The 22,527-nt window shown below is 51.0% G+C and carries 17 protein-coding genes; 1 reads left to right on the forward strand and 16 read right to left on the reverse strand.

All coding sequences use genetic code 11. The features are described from left to right. The first annotated feature begins 124 nt into the window (after window positions 1-124). Window positions 125-823 carry a TetR/AcrR family transcriptional regulator gene (locus HMPREF3164_RS07955; RefSeq protein WP_371440321.1) on the forward strand — a complete coding sequence of 233 codons (699 nt, stop codon included), beginning with the start codon at window positions 125-127 and terminating at the stop codon, window positions 821-823. A gap of 63 nt (window positions 824-886) precedes the next feature. On the opposite strand, the gene HMPREF3164_RS07960 is transcribed toward HMPREF3164_RS07955, so the two are convergent. The 16 genes from HMPREF3164_RS07960 to leuA all read right to left on the reverse strand — a co-directional run bounded on the left by HMPREF3164_RS07960 (window position 887) and on the right by leuA (window position 22,238). Beyond that, complete coding sequence (locus HMPREF3164_RS07960; protein ID WP_048752288.1) at window positions 887-1,621, reverse strand: polyprenol monophosphomannose synthase; 735 nt, start codon at window positions 1,619-1,621, stop codon at window positions 887-889. A gap of 138 nt (window positions 1,622-1,759) precedes the next feature. Next, window positions 1,760-2,863: a hypothetical protein gene (locus HMPREF3164_RS07965; protein ID WP_048754046.1), complete on the reverse strand. Its 1,104-nt coding sequence runs from the start codon at window positions 2,861-2,863 to the stop codon at window positions 1,760-1,762. A 16-nt stretch (window positions 2,864-2,879) separates the two neighbouring features. Beyond that, window positions 2,880-5,801, reverse strand: coding sequence for a DEAD/DEAH box helicase (locus tag HMPREF3164_RS07970; protein ID WP_070450247.1), 2,922 nt, complete (start codon window positions 5,799-5,801; stop codon window positions 2,880-2,882). 61 nt (window positions 5,802-5,862) lie between these two features. After that, window positions 5,863-6,747, reverse strand: a complete 885-nt coding sequence (locus HMPREF3164_RS07975; protein ID WP_070450251.1) for a twin-arginine translocase subunit TatC — start codon at window positions 6,745-6,747, stop codon at window positions 5,863-5,865. A gap of 132 nt (window positions 6,748-6,879) precedes the next feature. Beyond that, window positions 6,880-7,116, reverse strand: a complete 237-nt coding sequence (gene tatA, locus HMPREF3164_RS07980; RefSeq protein WP_004004679.1) for a Sec-independent protein translocase subunit TatA — start codon at window positions 7,114-7,116, stop codon at window positions 6,880-6,882. 423 nt (window positions 7,117-7,539) lie between these two features. Next, window positions 7,540-9,636: a WYL domain-containing transcriptional regulator gene (locus HMPREF3164_RS07985; protein WP_070450255.1), complete on the reverse strand. Its 2,097-nt coding sequence runs from the start codon at window positions 9,634-9,636 to the stop codon at window positions 7,540-7,542. A gap of 98 nt (window positions 9,637-9,734) precedes the next feature. Beyond that, a complete protein-coding gene (locus tag HMPREF3164_RS07990) occupies window positions 9,735-10,130 on the reverse strand; it encodes an FKBP-type peptidyl-prolyl cis-trans isomerase (RefSeq protein WP_070450258.1) in 396 nt (131 codons plus the stop codon). Window positions 10,131-10,203: 73 nt separating this feature from the next. Then, window positions 10,204-11,325 carry an FKBP-type peptidyl-prolyl cis-trans isomerase gene (locus HMPREF3164_RS07995; protein ID WP_048754044.1) on the reverse strand — a complete coding sequence of 374 codons (1,122 nt, stop codon included), beginning with the start codon at window positions 11,323-11,325 and terminating at the stop codon, window positions 10,204-10,206. A 204-nt stretch (window positions 11,326-11,529) separates the two neighbouring features. Further along, window positions 11,530-12,990: a Pup--protein ligase gene (gene pafA / locus HMPREF3164_RS08000; protein WP_070450261.1), complete on the reverse strand. Its 1,461-nt coding sequence runs from the start codon at window positions 12,988-12,990 to the stop codon at window positions 11,530-11,532. Window positions 12,991-13,038: 48 nt separating this feature from the next. Further along, entirely contained in the window at window positions 13,039-13,239 is a 201-nt protein-coding gene (locus tag HMPREF3164_RS08005) for a ubiquitin-like protein Pup (protein ID WP_004004684.1), read from the reverse strand. An 8-nt stretch (window positions 13,240-13,247) separates the two neighbouring features. Further along, entirely contained in the window at window positions 13,248-14,966 is a 1,719-nt protein-coding gene (gene dop / locus HMPREF3164_RS08010) for a depupylase/deamidase Dop (RefSeq protein ID WP_070450264.1), read from the reverse strand. A gap of 21 nt (window positions 14,967-14,987) precedes the next feature. After that, window positions 14,988-16,646 carry a proteasome ATPase gene (gene arc, locus HMPREF3164_RS08015; RefSeq protein ID WP_141744123.1) on the reverse strand — a complete coding sequence of 553 codons (1,659 nt, stop codon included), beginning with the start codon at window positions 16,644-16,646 and terminating at the stop codon, window positions 14,988-14,990. Between the two features lie 273 nt (window positions 16,647-16,919). Next, window positions 16,920-17,975, reverse strand: coding sequence for a tRNA (adenine-N1)-methyltransferase (locus tag HMPREF3164_RS08020; protein WP_070450267.1), 1,056 nt, complete (start codon window positions 17,973-17,975; stop codon window positions 16,920-16,922). A 123-nt stretch (window positions 17,976-18,098) separates the two neighbouring features. Further along, complete coding sequence (mshC, locus tag HMPREF3164_RS08025; protein WP_070450270.1) at window positions 18,099-19,415, reverse strand: cysteine--1-D-myo-inosityl 2-amino-2-deoxy-alpha-D-glucopyranoside ligase; 1,317 nt, start codon at window positions 19,413-19,415, stop codon at window positions 18,099-18,101. 95 nt (window positions 19,416-19,510) lie between these two features. Beyond that, window positions 19,511-20,344 (reverse strand): undecaprenyl-diphosphate phosphatase, encoded by an 834-nt coding sequence (locus HMPREF3164_RS08030; RefSeq protein WP_172884759.1) that lies wholly within the window; start codon window positions 20,342-20,344, stop codon window positions 19,511-19,513. Between the two features lie 136 nt (window positions 20,345-20,480). After that, complete coding sequence (gene leuA, locus HMPREF3164_RS08035) at window positions 20,481-22,238, reverse strand: 2-isopropylmalate synthase (RefSeq protein ID WP_070450273.1); 1,758 nt, start codon at window positions 22,236-22,238, stop codon at window positions 20,481-20,483. Between the last annotated feature and the right edge of the window lie 289 nt (window positions 22,239-22,527).

A 22,527-nucleotide genomic window follows, 5' to 3' on the forward strand; every position in this document is an offset into this window, starting at 1 on the left:
AATCTAGGGGCATTTATGAAGCGTAAAATTTCTGGTGGCATGTTTTATAACTGCTCACAGACGGGACGGCAGTACACGCCGAAGGCAAAGAAATAGTAAAGGATTTATCGTGATCTCTTCCCCCATGCGACGCGCTGGACGTCCCTCTTCGACAGTGTTAAGCGCATCCAAAATTGTGCGGTCAGCACGTAGACTTTTGGCCGATCAAGGAAATTTCACTATGAGCGCACTTGCTCAGAAGCTAGGCGTCGCCCCCTCTTCCTTATACAATCACTTTCAGTCTCGTGACGAAGTGCTGGGAGCTATAAGCGATGCGGTCATCAATGACATTACGCTTGAGCCCCTGACACGAGCGACTAAAATTCTTAACGAGCAGCACCTATCCCCCACTGAAAAGCTAGAACTCTGGACTGAATCTTTGAGTCTGTGGGGGAAGTCTTATCGAGACGCGTTCAGTGAGAGCACCGATTTGGTAACAGCGCTCGCATTGACCCCGATCGATCGGGCCCCTCAAACGTTACATATGTATGACGTCCTCATTCAGACGTTAAGAGCTTTTGGGTGTCCAGAATATAAAACTTTAAATGTTATTGAATCTTTAGAGGCATTCCTGCTGGGATCCGCAGTAGACGCCCACGCGCCCGAATCTATCTTTAACCCTGCGGCTTCAGCAGATGAGTATCCGTATTTACAAGACGCATATATAGCGATGCAGCGTAGCTCGCAGACTCCAGCAGAGAACGCATTTAGCTTAGGACTCGAAGCGATTCTTCATGGTCTGGCGCGTACAGCTATACAGGAATACAACACGAATACAGAGTGACATTATACAAAAGTGCCCGAACTATCAAAGGGTAGTTCGGGCACTTATTCTTGTGAAGTTTAGTTATTTGCCTAGCTTCTGTTTGAGCTTATTGATGCGGTTGGAAACGCCCCAAGTCGTCACTTTACGCATAGAATCAAAAATTATATTTCCGGTCATCTTTGATGCTCCGACCTCACGCTCAACAAAGGTAATAGGAACCTCAACAATTTTGAGCCCTGCTTGCTCAGAACGCCAAGCGAGGTCTACCTGAAAGACATAGCCCTTAGATTCAATGCCTTCAAGATTCAAACGTTGTAGTGCTTCACGCCTATATGCGCGGAAACCTGCTGTGATGTCTTTGATCGCAGTCCCTAGAACAACCCGCGTATAAATATTTGCTCCGCGAGAAAGAATTTGGCGTTGAATGGGCCAGTTTTCTGTTTTTCCGCCGGGTACATAACGGGAGCCAATAGCTAAATCTGCCCCAGCTTCAACAGCATGTACTAGCGATGGCAACTGCTCGGGCTGGTGAGAACAATCAGCGTCCATCTCAATAAGGACTTCATATCCCTCATTTAGACCCCAATCAAACCCAGCAAGATAAGCTCCACCAAGACCGTCCTTCACAGTACGGTGAAGAACGTGAATCTGTGAATCTTGCTCAGCCATAGTATCCGCAATCTGACCTGTACCGTCAGGGCTATTGTCGTCAACAACTAGAATATCGACGTCGGGTGCTGCCTTACGAAGACGTTCAACAACAACGGGTAAGTTTTCCTTCTCGTTATACGTCGGAATAACGGTCAGTACACGCATAATAATTCCCTTGTTTTCCTTTGTTAGAGTGAAGGTAGGGTCTAGGTTTACTAGTATAACCGGCGAAATACGGCGTAAGGGCGTATTCTGCAGATGCACGGTATATTTTCAGGTAACTTTTACGAGCTAGGAAACGTATTATTCCCCTCCCCTAGTGTACATGCGATCTAATACGGGCAATGGCACATCTGAAGCAAGAACCGGTAAAAGTGGAATACGAGCACGGGGATCAGTACTCCACGAGGCTATGCGAGAATCCGGGGCTTGGACCATAAGCTCAGTGACGTTCCAGAGCGCTATATTCGCTGGTGTATCAGGGAGTATTTGGCCCGCAAAGGGGTTCTCGTCGTGGGCTAGCCGGTAGACTCCTCGCGTAAGTGCTGCGAAACCACTGCGTGCTGAAATACCATCTGCCGGTTTTATAAGGGCTGAGATGAGCTCCCATCCAAGAGGCGCTTCAACAAGAGATGAGTCTGACCCTAGCGCGAACGCGGTACCAGCTGCATTCGCCCGGTGGGCTAACTTTGCAGTCTCAGTATCAAAGGTTGCTTGGATACCTAAGTTGATCCGTGCATCTGCGAGATCCTGAAGACGTTGATCATCAATGACTCCATGAACCATATCAAGCCGGATGTTAAGCCAAGGATGCTGTTCTCTAACGGCTAGCGCATAGCTAAAGGCATTAGTGAAACTATCTTGGGTGTTGATAGAGAGCACAAGACCGCGTTCTGCTGCTTCGGAGGCCAAAGTAGGTAGGTGGTCTAGATTTGTGGCGTGAAATCCAGTGAGTGCTATAGATGATTTATTGAGCAGGTCTTGGGCTGTGGTGACGAGCTCAGCGTACGATGCGGAGGTCGCTTGTGGCTCTGGGATTATGAAGAATCGTACGTCTGGGGCTGTTGCGTGTGTTGTATAAAACGTGTCGAGTGATGCGCGTAGGGTCGGGATGTCTCGTATTGTTCCTGCGAGTGTGTGGGTATGGTATCCCTGGGTATGTGTTCTGAGGAAGTACTCGTAGAGTGTTTTTTCGCTGTGGTTGTTTATGGGGGCGAAGGCACGTGCGAAGGTGGGCGTGATGAGTTTGCCGTTTAGATCGATAGCTCGCATGCGTTCGTCCGTGATGGAGCGAGCTCCCGCATCTGAGCCTATCCAGGTTACGGTACCGTTTTCGGTGAGGAGCGCTGTGGCGTAGGGGTCGGCGGGGCTGTAGATGCTCCCGTTGGTATAGATATAGATGCTCATGTTCTTTCCAGCGGTTTTAGGAGTCTAGTGCGATGACTCCGCGGCGGATGAGGGCTATGGCTTTTTCGCAGCTTGCTCGTAGGTTTGGGCTTATGGTGGGTATATGGGTGATCTGGTCGAGGGCATCGATGACTTGTTTTGCCCAGCGTACGAAGTCGCCGGCGGCGAGGTCGGTATCTTCGAGTACTTTTGCGAGGTGCATACCGCGAGCCCAGCGGTAGATAGGGGTGACGAGGCCTAGGTCGCAGGGTGGGGTTTGATCTAGTTCGTGACGTTCTTCGTGAACGTTGAGACGGTCTAGTTCGCGGTTGATGGTCGCGATAGACACTTGTAATGAAGGGTGCGGGTAGCGTGGGAGAATTTCGATGGTTTCCTTTTTGCCCTGGTATGTGAGCGCGGCTATGGTTGCTGCTATAGCCGCAGGATCCAGATCAGTGAGGAAGCCTTTTTCGAGACAAATAGAGGTGAGGAGGTCTTTTTCTCCGTAGAGTTTGCGCAGGGCTTCCCCCTTCGTCGTTAGCTTGAGCCCGTTATGGGAGTCAGCAGTAACGTAGCCGTATTCAGTGAGGAGCTTTGCGATGCGGTTGAATACCTGAGCAATAGTGTTGGTGCGTCGGGTAATTTGGCGGCGTAGTCCTTCTGTTTCTGCGTTGAGTTTGCGCCATCGTTCTGCCCAGCGTGCATGGGTTTCCCGGTCAGAGCACCCGTGGCAGGGGTGGTTACGTAGTTGGGTGCGTAGTGTGTCGAGTTTTTCTTGGGCATCGTTATGACGTGTGGCGATGGGGGTATTACCGAGTTTGCGGGGTGGTCGTTCATCGATGAGCGCTTGACGCATCCGTGAGGTGGTGTCGCGGCGTTCTTTGGGTGTTTTAAGGGTTATTTTCTTGGGGATCTTAATGTAGGAGACGGGTTCAATGAGCCCCGTGAAATCACGTGCGCTTGCGGTGCGCTGCTGATTGTCTTCGGTAAGGATACCAATGCGTGGGTCTGCATTGGATTCGGCACGGGTGATGACGATAGCGTAGCCGCGGGAGCGTCCGTAAGGTATGTGAATGATGTCTCCGGACATAAGTTCTTGGATGCTTTGGTGAGCTTGGGCGCGTGCATGTTGTTGGTTGGCTTTGCGGGTTTTTTTCTCTAGATCTTTGATGTTTTGCCGCAGGCGCATGTATTCTGTGAAGTCTCCAAGGTGGCACTGCATGGAGTCTCGGTATCCTTCGAGCGCGTTTTCGTTTTTACGTACTCGTGCAGCTGTTCCTACAACTGATTTATCTGCTTGGAATTGGGCAAAGGATGATTCGAGGATTTTGCGGGTTCGTTCGGCGCCATAGGCTGCGATGAGGTTCGCAGCCATGTTGTAGGTGGGGCGGAATGATGAGTTAAGGGGGTATGTGCGAGTGGATGCGAGGGTGGCAACCTGTTCTGGTACAAGACCTGGACGCCAGAGGACTACGGCGTGTCCTTCAAGATCGATTCCGCGGCGCCCTGCCCGCCCGGTAAGTTGGGTGTATTCTCCGGGGGTGATATCGACGTGGGTTTCACCGTTGAACTTGGTGAGTTTTTCGAGGATGACGGTGCGGGCTGGCATGTTGATGCCGAGCGCGAGGGTTTCGGTGGCAAAGACTAGTTTGATGAGCCCCTGTGCAAAAAGTGTCTCAACAACTTCTTTGAAGAGCGGTAGCAGACCTGCATGGTGGGCTGCCACCCCGCGGATGAGTCCGTCTCGCCATTCGTAATATCCAAGGGCATGAAGGTCTCGGTTATCAAGGTGTGCAGTGGTTTCTGCAATATAGGCACGGATGGTTTGCTGCTGTTCCTCGGTGGTGAGGACGATATTCGCGTTGACGCATTGGGTAACGGCGTCATCACATGCTGCCCGTGAAAAGATGAAGCATATGGCAGGCAATAGCCCTTGCTTGTCTAGGATACGGGCCATTTCAGGGCGAGATATGCGGTGCGGACGCAGAACGTCGGTGTCTTGGGTGAAGGTTTTATGACGGGATCGTTCGAGTGCATGTGTGTGTTTGTCATGCCGGTTGCTGCCGCGTCGGAAGCGCTCGCGTTTGGGTGCATTGTGCCGAGGGGTGTGCCGGCGAAAGCCTGGCCGCAGTTGTTTGAGGAGCGGGTTAATGCGTAGCCCCGCGGGAGCGTTTTGGGGTGATTTTGTGTGGTTTTTACGACGTTTTGTAGGTGAAGCCTCTTTCTGAGAAGTTTCATCGGGTACGAAGAGGTCGATGACACGGTTTCCTACCATGAGGTGCTGCCAGAGCGGGACGGGGCGGTGCTCAGAGAGGATAACATCAGTATCACCCCGTACGGTATCTAGCCATGCTCCGAATTCTTCGACGTTGGATACAGTCGCAGAGAGTGAGATGACAGTGACATGTTCGGGAAGGTGAATAATAGCTTCTTCCCAGACTGCTCCACGGAACCGGTCGGCGAGATAGTGTACTTCGTCCATGATGACGTATCCCAGACCGATGAGGGTCGTAGATTCGGCGTAGAGCATGTTGCGAAGGACTTCGGTAGTCATGACGACGATGGGGGCTTCGGTATTGATGCTGGTGTCACCAGTGAGCAGACCCACGCTTTCTTCACCATATTCACGCACAAAGTCATGGTATTTCTGGTTGCTGAGTGCTTTGATAGGGGTTGTGTAGAACGCTTTTGTTCCAGTTTGGAGGGCAAGGTAGATGCCGAATTCTCCGACAACTGTTTTACCAGAACCAGTAGGCGCAGCGACAAGGACTGAATGTTCAGCTTCGACGGATTGGCATGCCTGACGTTGGAAACTGTCAAGAGGAAACCCGAGATTCTTTTCGAACTTACTAAGCGCTGTTTTTGCGTGAGCGTTACGTTCTTGCGCGGCCTGATACTGCGCAAAGTAGCTCGGGCGGTCGTTCGAGCCGTGAGTGGTTTCTTGGGGGTTTTCAGCCATAATTCTAGTGTACCTGCGCCTAAAAATCCTCCGTCTTGAGTAGACGGAGGATTCTGGAGTTTTACTTTTGGGAGGGTTCCTCTTCAAGCTGTCCTAGCTTTTCAAGGTCTTCAGCGCTGGTGGCCGTATTGAGCTCGGTCTCTGTAAGACCCTTTGCTAGTTTAGCTTCGCAGCGGTCGCGCCGTTTATCGTTGAGCAAGCATATTGCTATGGCGAGGAAGAAGAAAGTTAGGAGCGGAATCATCAGGTAGAACATCATCATAATATCCGTCCCGGGAGCTGTCATGGCTGCGATGAGCGCTACTAGAACCACGATCCACCGCCAAGATTTGAGGATAGTTTTACCCCGGATAACCCCCAGCATGTTCAACCCCACGAGGATGACGGGGATAATAAATGCTAGCGAGAAGAAGAAAATAAACTTAACGATGAAGGAAATATAGGTTGGAGCGTCAATGACGTTCGAGCCGCCGGGCGGGGTGAACATTGTGAGTGCACGAACAACGCCGGGCAGACTATACCAAGAGATGAAGACACCGCAGGCAAAAGCAAAGATTGAGCCGCTGAGGAAACCAAAGAGGTATTTTTTCTCTTTGGTATGCAGCGCCGGAAGTAAGAAGCGCAGTCCTTGATAGAGCCAAACGGGTGCAGCAAGTCCAAGACCGATGTACGTACCCACGCGAATGAGCTGGTCAAAGGGTGAAGAAATTGAGCCGTAGTTTAAGGTTGCAAAGCGGTTATCTGCTGCGTTGATTTGCTTGAGAGGCTCAGAGATTGCATCAATAAAGGGCTGGTACAAGAAAATAACGGAAAGTACGGCGGCGATAGCAGTTGCAATAGCCGCTTTAATGAAGCGGTCACGAAACTCACGCAGATGTTCCTTCAGCTCCATACGGGCTTCAGGATTTAGTTTGCGGTTGCGTACATCCTGATCCGGTTTTGCCATCGTTTTCCTCGTTTTATTCTAAGCTCCGCCTCATACCTGTTATTCAAAAATTATCGATATGGGTAGATAAACTACTGGACAACCCGTGCCACCAGAGAGGCGGTTGCACGGGTTGTGTTGTTGTACTGAAAATTAGTTTTCAGACTTTTCGGACTTAGCTTTGTTGTCGACAACCTCAGCGGTGACAACATCGTCCTTATCGTCTTCCTTCTTACTATCGCTCTTCATACCCTCGACTTCGGACTTGAAGATACGCATCGACTGACCAAGACTACGTGCCATACCTGGGAGCTTGGGAGCACCAAAGAGCAGAACGATGAGGAGGATGACTACGATAATAGTTGCCGGGTGACTGAACAACTGACCCATAAGGTATGAACCTTTCTGTGCTTAGAGCAGGTCTCCGATATTTTGAGGTTGGCCGAGTCGATCTCGTCGGGAGACCCGTCGCTTGATTCGCTCAGACCTGCGTGTCTGTTTTCCATGTTCGTATTCATTGTACGCCGTGGTTACTGGGGTAAAAATCCCTAGGCTTTGCTCGGCAGGCAATTTTCGGCGGGTATTCGCTTGCGCTTCATCGAAACGAGTTTCGATGGATTCCATCCATGTTGCTACAAGATCGAGTAACATGAAGCCCCGTGTGAGTGCACGATATACGGACCACGCTAAAAACGCTAGAGAACCTATCGTTAAGGTGCCCCATAGTAATACCCAAAACCACCACGGCATAGGAATTATTATACAAGGTTGTTATTCTACTTATAGATGTCTGGGCGTGTCTTTCGCAGATATCTATGCTAGAAGCGACATCAGACGATCTTTAAGTAGAGACCGTACAGGTTCTGGCTCAAGAATCTCTAGAGCACCTCCATACGCTACAACGAAATGCAATATTTGCTCAAGACCTGCCTCGCTTTCACCAGGATAGTAGTGCAGCTCATGGTAAATCAAGGGCGTTTCAGGTTTAGAAGGCTGGGATCGTGAAACGTGAGTACTCCGCCGTTTCAAAGCACGGATAGTACTCTCTCGCCGCTCTGTTCTGAGACTTTCAACGTGGATTTTGACTCGAACATAAGGGTGTTCTGTATTTGTCTGTTGCTGCCGAGACCAAAGATGCGGGGTGTTGGGAATCTTAGCGGCGACGGCCTGATGGCTTTTACCGCCAAGCCGCGCATTTCTAATGCGGTCAAAAGCAAAATTTCGCCAGGCATTAGAATCGGCAGCTTCACGCCACAGCCCATGCAGATAAAAACGATTATTTTCAAAGATCAGTGAGCAAGTATCAACGGTGCGCTGCACCCCTGCATAGTCAAAAATAAGGGTTCGTTTCTGAGAGACTGCCCGATGTATTAAAGGAATAAGATGGTGTTCAGGAGCGAAAATTAGGCTTCCGCGCAAGCGCTCAGCATCCTTTGGGTAGCTCACCAACAGCAGCTCACGAATTTTGGAAACGCGTGCATCGTCTGGGTAGAGAACCTCAGCAGCTGACATCGAAAAGAAGAGCATGGCACGCTCTAAAGCTGACAGAGGAACGCCCTGATAAATCAGATCGTCACATGAATAGGTTAGCTCGGCGTATAGTTCACGACCCTGACGAGGCGGAAAGACTATAGGGACTGCAAGATCCAACTCTGCAGCTCCATAGTCCTCGCATACGTCGGTAAAATCACTGACAAGGTTGCTTTTAGACTTGCCGTTATCCACTTGTAGAAGTGAAGTCGCTGGTTTAAAAGGAACGCCCCCTTCGAACCAAGCCGCATCGTCTTGGCTTAGACGATGTAGTACCAAGAGCATGTCAATAAAACGGTCTGTATCATCATCGCGTTCACGGCGAGAATTTTTACGCCATGCTTCGGGCAAAACAGCCTTGTGATGATGGGTAGAAAGCAAACGTTCCACCAGGTTGTGCTGAGCTCGGTATGCATCCCGGGCCCGTTGAAGGTCTTTGCCCGAAAAATCTGCGGACGATTTTGGGACCAGTATTTTCAATCCGCGTGCGGTGGCTTTCACCGCAGTTTCTCGAACACCATATGAGTCAAGAAGCAGCTGCTCATGTGAATCTAAAGACAAGGCGGGCACGGTACGGGCATAGCCCTGAAGGTTTTCAGAAAGCATAGTTTGAAAATCAAATGTTTCACCAGGCCGAACAAAACTTTCTTGCTGCTGTTGACTACCGTTGATGCGCATACTCTGAATGCGCTCAAAACGGTGAATATACGCACGATTCGGTTCTTCCTCCGGAGCCTCAGAACCCTCGCGAGAGGGATAGTGCGCCGCAAAATACCAATTGCCGTAACGATACCCTATCCCCCACACGGACAGATTCTCGCTATGGCGAGTATTGAAGTCCCCATAGTCCATATCAATGGTTTTATGCTCGCTAAAGGCACTAAAAATCTCTTCTAGATGGGAATCATCACTTAGACGTATACGCTGGAGCGGTTCCTCTAGTTCCTCTAAACGTATAGAAGCTGAGAGCGTGGGAACGCTAAGAACGATCTTACGCATCATACGATGTGCAGAGCTCTCAAGCTCGGTACCTTCCCAGGCACGGCACAGGCTCATGAGAAATTGTGCGTCCTCTAACGTAAGTTCCCAATCAAGAAGCGGATTAGGGGCCGGAGTATACACATAGTAGCTTTTGCCGTCACGTTCAACATGCTTAAACGTGATACCAGCATCACGCAAACAGTCCTTTGCACGCTCAAACTTTTTAGCGATGGTCTCAGCTTTTCGTTTATTCCCCGAGCCAAAGATGGTGTATTCGTCTAAACCGTATACTTCTAAAAACTCTGCGCGAGAAATACCGCGCCGCGAGCTATTGCATAGCCGATGATAAATCCTAATCAACGATGAACTAGACGAAACATCTCGCGCTTTTGTTGCCATACATCCATCATACGGGGATATATAAAACCTTAAACAACTCAGGGGCTGCTGTATTCATACCCGTAAATTACGACAGCAGCCCCAAAGTTTAAGATTTTCTAGCTAACGTCTACCAAATCCACTACAAAGATCAGGGATTCACCAGGTTTAATGACCGATCCTGCGCCGCGGTCACCGTAGGCCATGCTTGCAGGAATTTCGAGGCGACGCCGACCGCCAACCTTCATGCCTAACAGTCCTTCATCCCAACCGCGGATAACCTGCCCCACGCCAACCTGGAACGGAAGCGGCTCGCCGCGGTTCCAGGAAGCATCGAATTCCTCACCAGTGGAAAAAGCAACACCTACATAGTGCGCCAAGACACGAGAACCGGGAACAGCCTCAGCCCCCTTACCTTCGATAAGATCTTGGATAACAAGTTCGGTCGGGGCATCGCCCTCGGGAAAATCAATTTCCGGCTTTTCTCGATCAAGCTTACGCTGGCCAAAAGACATAATATGTTTCCTTTTCTCTCAAGTGCCCTACCGAAGACGGGTACAGCGCTTATCGGCAGAGCTCGAATAGAATTTACTGTTTGGTGGGATCAGCCGTAGGCGCCAAGCTAGAGGGGATAGCTGTGGGGGAAGCTGAAGAAGACTCCTTGGTCTGCTGAGAAGGCTGCGCTGAAGCGTGGGCTGGGCTCATGGGAACAGTCGCTAAGATATCGACAACAAATACTAGGGTTCCCTTGGGTCCACCATTCTGTCCCTCTTCCCCATAAGCAAGTTCAGCAGGAACAACAAGCTCAACTCGAGAACCTACTTTCTTACCCTTTAAGCCCTGTTTCCAACCCTTAATAACTCCGTTAAGCTGGAAATTTGCGACCTGTTTATCGTAGTTCCCATCAAAGACCTTACCATCAGACCACTGAGCGCCAATATAACGCACATACACTGCATCGTTCTCATTGACTTCGGCACCGGTACCAGTAATCAAATCTTGAGCAACAAGCTCATGCGGAGCCTCTCCCCTATCATCTGCGAACTTCAGCTCTGCCTTACCCGTAGTCTCATTCAGAGAGAAGGCAGGAAGCTTCGGATTGGGAGTTTGCTCAGTACCCTGAGCATATTTAGGAAGATCCTTTTCTGTGGGAAGCTTCCGAGCTACGGTATAAACCTCAAGATTGGTTGGTGCACCAGCTTCGACAGTTGGTCGTACTGAGGAAGCAGACTGCTGTTGCTGCTGCTCGTGGGACACGTTCGTACTATATACAAAAGAACCACCAACCTTCATCTTCTTCATAACTTCGTAAATAGTGGGTTGTATCGTTTTTAATCGACCAACTTGAATGGGTATAGATTGCTCATTTTCGTTATAAGAACTGCCTACCAACGAACCATTTTCACCATTAAAAATTGAAGCATTGACGAGAACAGTATCGCTATCCTGAAGGGAGTCACCTGTACCTTCATCCAGTACCCTGGCAACTTCCCGATCTGTAGAAAAAGGTGTAGAAAAAGATACAGCGGGAACCTGAGTTCCGCCCTTAAGATCTACCTGTACTTTGTCAAGTGCTTCTGAGCTACTCACAGTGTTTTCACTAGTAGAAGCGGACGGCGAAGATTCGTTTTGACCCGAGTCACCAGCGCCGCAAGCGCTTAGCAACATCGAAAGAGTGAGTACTGAAGCAGCCAAGGCTTTTTTCGACACAAAGGTTCCTTCCCTAGGTTTTCTTTATTTCGGAGTTGAACGTTTAAGATACGCCGAAATTATGTGATGCTCTATAACTCAATATTAAACGGGCGAAAACCCGACAAATACAACGGTGTAGAGCAAATCAATAAGAACATAAAACATACGTAAAGTATCAAACCCTAGAATAAAAAGCTAGTTGTAGAACCATATTGTGGAACATTACACCAAAGGCGGAACGGACTGAGGCGGGTTCTTATGGCGAAGCATCTCAAGAACCTTTGTGAGTTCGGAGCTCTCCGTCTGAAAAGGATCTTTAAATACTAGGGTGTGCTGTGGGTATGCGTTGAGTTTAAGGTGTACCCAATCTACGGTAGACTGTTCCCCCGCATCTTTAGCCGCCTCTACAAACTGTGAACGTAGTCGTGCGCGGGTTGCCGGAGGCTCCTGCATCGCGCGCTGTGCGGCATCAGGCGGGAGGATAGTTGTGATGGCTCCACGCCGGACTAGAGCATGGTAAACCCCGCGGTGGGGGTCAATATCATGGTAAGCAAGATCAAGCTGTTGGATGCGAGCGCTTGCATAGTCTGTCGGAGTTCCAGCCGCGTTGCTACGGGCGATGTATGCGTCTAGGAGTTTCTTTTTGATAGCCCAGTCGATTTCGGTGTCAATACTGCTGTAGTCACCAGTTTCGATGGCGTCGAGGGTGCGCTGCCAGAGGTCTAGTGCGTAATCGACGCGATGGTGGTGGGCCCCGTATTGCGTGATGTATTGGCGGGCGGCGTCGAGGTAGTGCTTTTGAACGCTTAGAGCTGTGTAGCGTTGTCCGTCTGTGGTTTCAAAAGCTGCGGTTCCGGTGAGGTCGTGGCTGATGGTGCGTAGAGCTTGCGGAACCGATGCGAGTTCTAAGCTGGTAACAGGAAATCGGTCTTCGAGCATGCGTAGCACAAGGTCGGTGCTGATTATTTTGAGCAGTACCGTGGGTTCCGCCATATTGGAGTCGCCGTTGATGACATGCATACGGCGGTATCGTGAGGCATCGGCGTGGGGTTCATCGCGGGTGTTAATGAGGGGTCGGGTGCGGGAGGTTGAGGTGCTTGCTGCTTCCCAGATATGGTCTGCTCGCTGTGAGAACGAGTATGAAGGTATGCCTGTAGTGGCTTGTGGATCTGTTGAACCTTGTAGGGGCCCTCCGTTGGGGTGGGTTTTCCCTGCGCCTACAAGGATTTGGCGGGTGACGAGGAATGGTACGAGTTGTTTAACGAGGGTAGGAAATTCGAGTTTGCGGCTAATGAGGTAGTTTTCGTGGCTGCCGTATGAATTGCCGGCGGAGTCTACATTGTTTTTGAAAAGGTAGATCGTGCCGTTGAGAGGACGATCGTGGTGTGTGCTCAATTGCTCTTGGGCTTGTTGCGCTAGTTGAGCGAAGAGGAGCTCGCCCGCGCGTTCTTGGGCGAGGAGTTCGTCGATGGTGGCGCATTCGGCGGTGGCATATTCAGGGTGTGAACCTACATCGAGGTAGAGCCGTCCACCGTTGGGCAGGAAAACGTTAGTAGAGCGCCATTCATCAAGGACGGGCTTGAAGAGCGCTGCAGCTGTTTCTTCGACGCTGAGCCGTCCTAGCCCCTGGGGTACGTAGCTAAGTCCGAATTCGCTTTCTATGCCAAATATGCGTTGTTCCATGGTGTGTTTCTAGTAAGGGGACGAAAGTGCTTTGAGCAAGTCTTTGAGTTACTGACCGCCCTTTTGGACGAATCCGGTGACGAATTCTTCGGCGTTTTCGGCGAGCAGCCCGTCGATTTCGTCGAGGATATCGTCGACTTCGCTTATGTCATGTACAACGGTCGTGTCTTGTTGGGTGAGGGATTCCTCCTGTTCAGTGAGTTCTTCGTGGTACTGGAGCTCTGAAGCGTGGATGCGTTCACGTGACATGTTTTCTCCTAAAGGTCTTTATGGGGTGTCGTGTTCTGTTGGAGGAGTTGAAGCAGTTCGTCGGAGTGGGTAACTCGTGGTAAGAGCGGGTCTACTTCAGATTGAGTGTAGCGTGTGGGCTCAGGCATGACGAGTCGGGTAAGTTCGTGGGAGTAACGCCCTCGGCAAGATACGGTATCCCAGTTGATACCAATGATTTCATCGGGCCATCGGCTCATCAGGGTTCCTCGGAGATAAGCACGGGTGTCTGATGGTGGGGTGTGGGCGGCGTCTTCAATGTCTTGAGGTGTGAAGAGGGTGCACATCCGACCACGCGCTACGAGGCGGTGGTAAAGACCCCGTGTAGGATCTATATCTGCATAGTGTATGTCAAGGGCTTTGAGCTTTGCATCGGTATAGGGAACACCTTTGGCCACATAGCTGCTGACGAGCGCATATTTAGCGACCCAGTCGAGACGATCTGCAAGTGCGAGAGGATTTGTTTCTAGAGCATCGAGTGTTTCTTCCCAGAGGGCGAGTATTTGTTGGGTGTCGTTATCGACTCCGGTGGGGTTCTCTTGTTCGTGGCTTTTACAGGCGTTGAGGTATGCGCGTTGAATTTCTAGAGCTGTGGCGAATTTGGTGGTGCTGTCAGAATCTTCTGTGAGCGGGAGCTGAGCACTGAGTGATAGGTCGTGGCTGGTGGTGTGTAACGCTGTTACTGGGTCGGCGAGGTGTAGGTTTGGGGCGCGTCCGGATTCTATGAGGTTTAGTACTAGAGTGGCTGTGCCGAATTTAAGGAGGTTTGAATAGTGGGAAAGGTTGGCGTCTGCAGGGATGACGTGCAGACGACGGTAGCGCTCGGAGTTGGCGTGGGGTTCATCGCGGGTGTTAACGATGGGCCGTCGAATAGTTGTTTCGAGCCCGACAGGGCGTTCAAAGAAGTCGGCTCGTGAGCTGATTTGGAATCCTGGAATTTCGCCGTTAACACCTATGCCTACGCGGCCTGCCCCGGTATAGATGATGCGTGTTGCAAAGAAGGTTAGGAGTGTGCTGGCAACGTCTTCGAAAGGGATATCGCGGCTGATGAGGTAGTTTTCGTGTGCACCGTAGGATTGTCCCTTGGAATCGGTGTTGTTTTTGTAGAGTTTGATGGTTGGTAGGTTATCATCGGTGTGGTGCGCTACTTCGGTGATGGAATCGTAGGCTATTTTGTCGCCCGCAGCATCGTAAAGTACTGCTTGGAGCGGGGTGAGTACTTCGGGGGATGAGTATTCGGGATGGGCGTGGTCGACGTAGAGTCGGGCGCCGTTGGCGAGCATGGCGTTCATGGTGACTCGGTCCCAGTCGAGGCGTTCCGGGTAGCCTCCTCGTCCGTGGATGAGCTCTTGGGATCCGTCAATTCCTGCTTCTCGTAGGGCTTCAAGCGCTATATCTTCGCTTGTGAGTTCTCGACGGGTGTGTGTGAGTTGTGAGGAGTGTGCCTCTTGTTCTTTGACGGTGTGTCCGAAGGCGTCAGTGAGCGGGGACTCGGATTCTGTAGACCAGTACGTGCGCTGTGCTTTTTGCGCGTTATCCTCAATGGTCCGGCGTAGAGATTCTGTGCGCTTCGCTTCCAGTTTTTCGTACGTATTGACCACGATAGCGGAGAGTATCGTGGGGTTTGTGTCAGGGGCATCCGGGGATATGACACCGTATTCGGTTTCTGCTCCCATGATGCGGTGAATACCGTAGACGGGCTGGAACATGAGGTTACTTTCTTGGAACGATTAAGGTGTAGTGGCGGTATGTGGCGGCGTGATGGAAAGAATCCTGCCTCGTATTCCGCGTACGGTGAGTGCATCTTCAACATCAGGTAGGGGCGGCAGCTCAACTTGATCTTCAAATTCTGCGCGTACCGCTTCGAGAAGGTGTCTTGTGGTAATACCTTCTGGTTGGGGTTCATGGGCAATACCGGTGGGAGGTGAGCTTGTGTAGCTGAGGTGTTCCTTGATGGCATACTTTTTAGCGCGATCCACAATGTTGCGGATAACGGCGCCAGAGACAAAGTCACCGCGATATAGGGTCTCTTCGTGCAGGCGGGGATTATCTGCTGTGTTAATACCCTGGTCCAAAGTTGCTGCTACATAGGCGTTAGCGGAAGTACGAGCATAAAGCTGCGCGACGGCAGCAGAGATCATGGCTGCTAGCGTCGCCTCTGCCGAACCGTGCTTGGCGACTTCGTGGGGATCTAGAGGCAGATCGTCCGTGAGATATAGCCCGAAAATCTCGGTAGCTCCAGAGGCATCTGGACGGTTAATACGGATTTTCAGGTCGAGGCGCCCTGGGCGCATAACTGCAGCGTCAATGAGGTCTTCACGGTTTGTGGCGCCGATGACGATAACGTTCTGTAAGGATTCAACGCCGTCGATTTCAGCAAGAAGCTGTGGAACGATGGTGGTTTCTATATCTGAAGAACGCCCCGTGCCACGGGTACGGAATAGTGACTCCATTTCGTCGAAGAACACAACGACTGGGTGACCAGCTTGGGCTTTTTCCCGCGCCGCCACGAAAATATCACGGATCTGCCGTTCGGTCTCTCCCACGAATTTATCGAGGAGCTCTGGGCCTTTGATATTAAGGAAATAACCGCGAGTATTTGTACCTGGGTTTAACGCGGCAGCACGCGCCGCCAGTGAGTTTGCCACAGCTTTGGCGATCATGGTCTTACCGTTTCCGGGCGGTCCGTAGAGCAATATACCTTTGGGCGGTGCCAAATGGTAACGCTCGAAAATCTCTGGGTGCAGATAAGGCAGCTCAACGGCATCGCGGATCTGCTCAATTTGCGCTCCGAGGCCACCAATATCTTCGTAAGAAATATCCGGAATCTCTTCGAGAACGAGTTCTTGAGAGCGGCTTGCCGGAACTATCCCGGTAACCATCCGGATGCGGCTATCTAGGGTAACTGCATCGCCTGTGCGCAGAGTGCCGGCATCAAGCTCCCCTGAGACACGGGCAACTTGCTGAGCACCAGAAGCAGTATCGATGAGCACTTTCTGGGGATTCAGAACCTCACGAATCGTCACAACGTCCCCATAGGATTCATATCCAAGGGATAGAACAGCTTCAGACTGTTCATTGAGGAGCACCGTCATACCCGGTGCCAAGTTTTTACGGTCCAAAAGTGGGGAGAGAGGAACGCGCATAAGACGTCCCCCAACCTGAACGTCAAGGTAATCTTCAACTTCAGCGGGGGTTTTATCGTCAACAGCCTGCGCATAGGTCATACGCTGTCCCGTACTGACCGCAAGAATAATTCCTGAATTCAACGGGGGCATGATCTCTTGCGCTAGTGAAGCCCGTAGCCGCTCAATCTCATATTTGAAGTGAGTAAGTGCCTCAACCAATTTACGATTTTTCTCAGAAGCGGCTCGTAACTGCCGGTTCATATTAGTGCGAGTCGACTCAGCAGCACTTACACGCCTCAGTAAAGCCTCATACTCTTGGGGGCTTACAGCGCGAGAAGAAGGAATCGGATTCTGGCTCTGAGCTGCAGAATAATGCGGCGCGGGGCTTGGCTGACGAGCCGACGACTTGGGATCTGAAGACGATTCCCGAGACGGATTTATATGTTCAGGCGTCAAATCCTTTTCCTCTCATCAGCAAACTTGTCATGGACGGTGTTTTTGCCCACCGCTGCGGGCCAGAAATATTGGTCAAGCCTACTCGGGTTTATCTAAACCATTGGGTATAGAAGTTTCTTCCTGAGATTCAGCTACAGCCACCCGATGGGCATGCACTGCATGCTCCGCAAGATTTTTAGCGTCCCGTAGGGCACGGCGCACCTTCTTATCAGTAACCTCTCGCTCCCCCACATTCATCGGAATCCAGGCATTCATATCATCATCGGTGAAGTCGTTTTTAGAAGCCCGACGCTTCGGAGAAAGACGAACTGCACCATCTGCAAGGCGCCGGGCTACGATCAGAAAAGCTGTATGCGCAACCATCCGGTGATCTGGACGAACCGCTAACCCCTCAACATGCCAGCCGCGTACCATAGTTTCATCGCACTCAGGCTCTGTAAAACGACCATCCGCACGCAGCCCTTCCACCAGCCGAGACATTTGGGTTACCGTTGCCACATAACAAATTAACACCCCACCCGGTGCAAGAGCCTGCGCAACAGCATCCAAACATTCCCAAGGCGCAAGCATATCAAGTACCACACGATCGACACTGCCGGGCTGCTCAACTTCGGGAAGTCTCTCTTGGAGATCGCCAATGCTCAGCTTCCACGCTGGATGCGTTCCCCCGAACATAGTCTCAATATTTGCACGCGCGACCTCAGCGAATTCTTCGCGACGTTCAAAAGAATGCACACAGCCATCATCGCCTACAGCTCGCAATAAAGCGATAGAAAGAGCACCGGAACCAACACCGGCTTCGACAACACGAGCCCCCGGAAAAATATCGGCCTTCACAATAATCTGAGCGGCATCTTTGGGGTACACCACGGCAGCACCACGCGGCATAGACAACACAAAATCTTTGTACAGAGGGCGCAGCGCCTGATAAAGAAAACCGTGAGTGTTCTCAATAACAGTTCCTTCAGGCGCACCGATGAGTTCATCGTGTTTGAGGAACCCTCGATGTGAATGGTACTCCCCACCTTGCTGCAGAGTGATGGTGGTGATGCGACCACGCTCGTCGGTTAATTGCACGCGCTCGCCGGGGCGGAATGAACCACGGCGGTTAATGGCACCGGTGGGAGTGGTCATATGCTGTGTGTCTCCTTGTCACGTAGTTTATTTCTATTCTACCGGTTCTATGGATAAACAAAGGTTCCCATATCAAGACTCAAAGCTTAGTACGGGAACCAGTCGTTCATAGTAGAACCTGTTTTAGAGCACAACTCCTAGGCGTGCTGAGAGCGTGTCTCGAATAAGTTCTCCGCCGCCACAAGGCTCAGCGTTACCATCGCGCACCTGCTCAAGAGCCGAAATAGCCCAAGCGTCAAGTGCCATGAGCGCACCTGATGTTTTCAGATCATTCGCCAGATACTCCCGTACCTTCTCTAGCGCCTGTTCAGCCGCAGATGAATCAGTACCGTTAGCGCTTTCAACCGCCTGACGGTAAAGATCTAGGCGAGCCTGAGCCTTCTTAAGATCCTCATCAGTCCAGAACCAATCTTCACGGTAGTGGTGATCCATAATAGTGAGTCGGATCGTATTGGGGTCAACACCCGCTGCACGAAGTTTAGAAACCAGCACGAGGTTACCGCGGGATTTACTCATCTTATGACCATCAAGTCCCACCATCCCAGTGTGCGCATAGTGCAAAGCATGTGGGCGGTTCGAGACGGCCCATGAATGTCCGGCGCCCAAATCATGGTGCGGGAATTTTAGATCGGAACCACCTGCTTGAACCGTCAGCGGACCATCTATAAATTTACGAGCAATCATCGTGCATTCAATATGCCAGCCGGGACGGCCCTCCCCTAGAGAGCCTGCATCCCACGAAGGCTCACCTTCACGCTTAATACGCCACAAAAGCGGGTCTAAAGGGTCACGCTTGCCCGAACGCTCAGGGTCTCCCCCACGTTCAGAGAAAATATCGAGCATCTCATCGCGGCTCATGTGGCTGACTTCGCCAGGAGTCCAGGAATATCCGTCCTCATTCTGTGGAAGTGCCTGTACCGCCTTTAGATCAAGATAGATATCACCGCCGGGGTGCTGCACACCCTTTTCATCGACATACCCCGCCACACGATACGCCAGGGAACGTTCAACAAGATCCTCAATCACCGGGAAAAGCCATTGAATGGATTCAACGACGCCCACATAATGATCAGGCGGAAGCACATGAAGCGCCTCCATATCGGTCCTGAAAAGTTCAGTCTGCTCTTCGGCAAGTTCTTGCCAATCAACGCCAGTAGCAGTGGCACGCTCTAATAGTGGGTCGTCCACATCAGTCACATTTTGTACATAAGTGACAGTTACCCCGGCATCACGCCAGGCACGATTGAGCACATCAAAAGCAACATAGGTTGAAGCATGGCCCATATGCGTTGCATCGTACGGGGTTATCCCGCAGACATACAACCCTGCGTGTTGGGGCTCTTGAAGCTGAACCACAGTGCCCGTCGAAGTATCAAAGATCTGCGGTAGTGGTGCCGACCCCGGCAGAGACGGAACTGTGGGCGTATCCCAAGCTCGCATAGGGCTTCCTTTCAACGACCAAAAATCTACCTACAAGCATACCCGCCCAGCTCAACCTAGCGGACGGGTATAACATGGTGAACGCTCAAAGCGTACTACGACGTAATAAAGCCTGTACCCAGGCCTACGAAAATTAGCGTGCCCAGAATAATGCGGTACCACACGAAAATACTGTATGACCGAGTCGATACGTACTTGAGGAACCAACCGATGATCAAATAACCAACGACAAAAGCAATCACAGTTGCGATGAGCGTGGAGAGCAAACCGTAATACTCTAGGTGTTCTTGACCGATAACCACTTTACTGGCCTTATAAAGCCCAGACATATACACAGCAGGCATCGCCAGCAGGAATGAGTAGCGGGCTGCAGCCTCACGAGTGTATCCCATGAACAAGCCAGCCATAATGGTGCCGCCCGAGCGAGAAACACCTGGGATAAGAGCTAAGGATTGTGCCAAACCATAGACTAGACCATGATTCATATTGAGGTCTTTAAGCTCTCGTTGTTCCTTACCGAAACGATCGGCCACCGCAAGGAAGACAGCAAAAACGATCAGAAGCGCCCCGACAATCCACAAAGACCTGAACGAGGTGTCGATGTAGTCTTCCAAGAGGAAACCCAGAACACCAATGGGGATTGAACCAATAATAATGAGCCATCCCATACGTGCATCAGGGTCATCTCGCTTGACTTTACCGGTGAGCGAACCGAACCAGGCACGAATAATACGCACAATATCACGCCAGAAAAAGACTAGAACCGCCGTCTCAGTCCCCAACTGGGTAATAGCGGTAAAAGCGGCACCAGGATCAACATTTTCGGGCAACAGTTGACCGACAATGCGCAAATGGGCAGACGACGAGATCGGAAGGAACTCGGTAAGGCCCTGTACGAAACCTAGAATAATTGCTTGAATATACTCCACGATAATCAAGAATACCGTACCTGATAACGCATGTCTGGGTTTGTGAACCGTCGTCCTCACGCGTTCCCTAACAAACAGCAGGGTTCTAGCAGCACATGTACCACTAGAACCCCGTGTTTACAGGCAGGATTTACCTTTAGATGGATGATGAATGCGCTTCATCACGCAACGCACGGTTCACAGCTGAAACCATAGCCTTCAGCGCTGCACGAGTGGTCGAGTCATCCACCCCGATGCCCCAAAGCACACGCGCATCAATAGCAACCTCAATATAGCAGGCAGCGTTTGCGGTTGAACTGGAGGACATGGTGTGTTCAGAATAATCGAGCACACGCAGATCTACGCCTTCGTCACGAAGAATACTCTGAAGCGCATCCACGGGACCAGTTCCCGTACCGGTACGGGTAAAGAGATGACCATCAATATTCAGCCCTACGCGAAGGGATGTCGAGCCCGTGTCAGCAGACTCAATATTGATCGACTCAATACGATACTTACCCCAACGAGGCTGATCATCAGGAGCAGGCAAGTATTCATCCGTGAAAATATTCCACAGATTTTGCGAGGTCATCTCGCCGCCGTCGGCATCAGTACGAGCCTGCACAATCTGTGAGAACTCAACCTGGGCACGCTTGGGCAAATCCAGGCCGTAATCCTTCTTCAGCAGATATGCAACACCGCCCTTACCAGACTGCGAATTCACGCGGATAATGGCTTCATAGGTGCGTCCCAAATCTCGTGGATCGATAGGAAGGGACGGAACTTCCCAGAAAACCTCGTCCACAGTCTTACCCTGCTCGGCCGCACTAGTTTCAAGAGCTTCAAAACCCTTCTTGATAGCGTCTTGATGCGAGCCAGAGAAAGCGGTAAACACCAGATCGCCGCCATAGGGGGAACGCTCATGAACCGGCATCTGGTTACAATATTCAACGGTTTTGCGGATTTCATCAATATTAGAGAAATCAATCTGAGGATCGATCCCCTGGGTATAGAGATTCAAGCCCAGAGTAACCAGATCGACATTACCGGTGCGCTCCCCATTGCCGAAAAGACACCCCTCAATGCGGTCAGCACCCGCCAAATATCCTAATTCGGCGGCGGCAACACCCGTACCACGGTCGTTATGGGGGTGTAGGGACAAAACGATGTGGTCACGGTTATTGAGATGACGGTTCATCCATTCCACAGAGTCTGCGTAAACATTAGGCGTTGCCATCTCAACGGTAGCAGGCAGGTTTACGATGAGCTCGCGACCATTGACGCCGACCTCAAGCTCATCTGCGACGGCATTACATACGCGCGCCGCATACTCAAGTTCGGTCCCCGTAAAAGATTCCGGCGAGTACTCATACAGAACCTTGGTATCCGTAATCATTTGCTCTTCGTATTTCTTACACAGGCGTGCACCCTGCAGAGCAATATCCAAGATACCGTCTTCATCTTGACGGAATACTACGCGGCGCTGCAGCACAGAAGTTGAATTATAAAAATGAACAATGGCTCGAGGAGCGCCTTCGATGGCTTCAAAGGTACGAGCAATCAGATGCTCTCGTGCCTGTACCAAAACCTGAATGGTGACATCTTCCGGAATATGTCCGTCTTCTACCAGAGTGCGCACAAAATCAAAATCAGTTTGTGAAGCTGAGGGAAAACCAACCTCAATTTCTTTGTACCCCATACGAACGAGTAAATCGAACATCGCCAGTTTGCGTTTTGTGTCCATGGGATCGACCAATGCTTGGTTGCCGTCACGCAAATCAACTGCACACCAACGTGGCGCTTGAGTAGCTACATGTGAAGGCCAAGTACGATCCGGCAGATCGACTTTAATCTGCTCGTGAAAAGGACGATACTTATGTACTGGCATGGACGAAGGCTGCTGGAAGTTTTGCATACTAAATTCCTTGAGAATCGTGCCTTGAAATTAGGCTCATAAACGGGTGTGATAAATCGCGAAAATGCGCCGCACAAAATACCCGGAACGGGTGCGGAAATAACTAAGCCCCGTTCCGGCGAATAAGGAGAAGCAGATGCGAAACTGCACAGTCGCCGAGAGTCTTCATACCTCAACGCTACCACGAGACAGAAGAGGAGCTATTTCCCAACACTCCTATCGTCCATCATATGGAATAGAAATTTTCCAAGACGTACCTGCCTGAAACAGAAGCGGGAGGTGCAGCCTA

The sequence above is a fragment of the Rothia sp. HMSC08A08 genome (assembly GCF_001808385.1).
GTDB classification, from domain to species: Bacteria; Actinomycetota; Actinomycetes; order Actinomycetales; family Micrococcaceae; genus Rothia; species Rothia dentocariosa.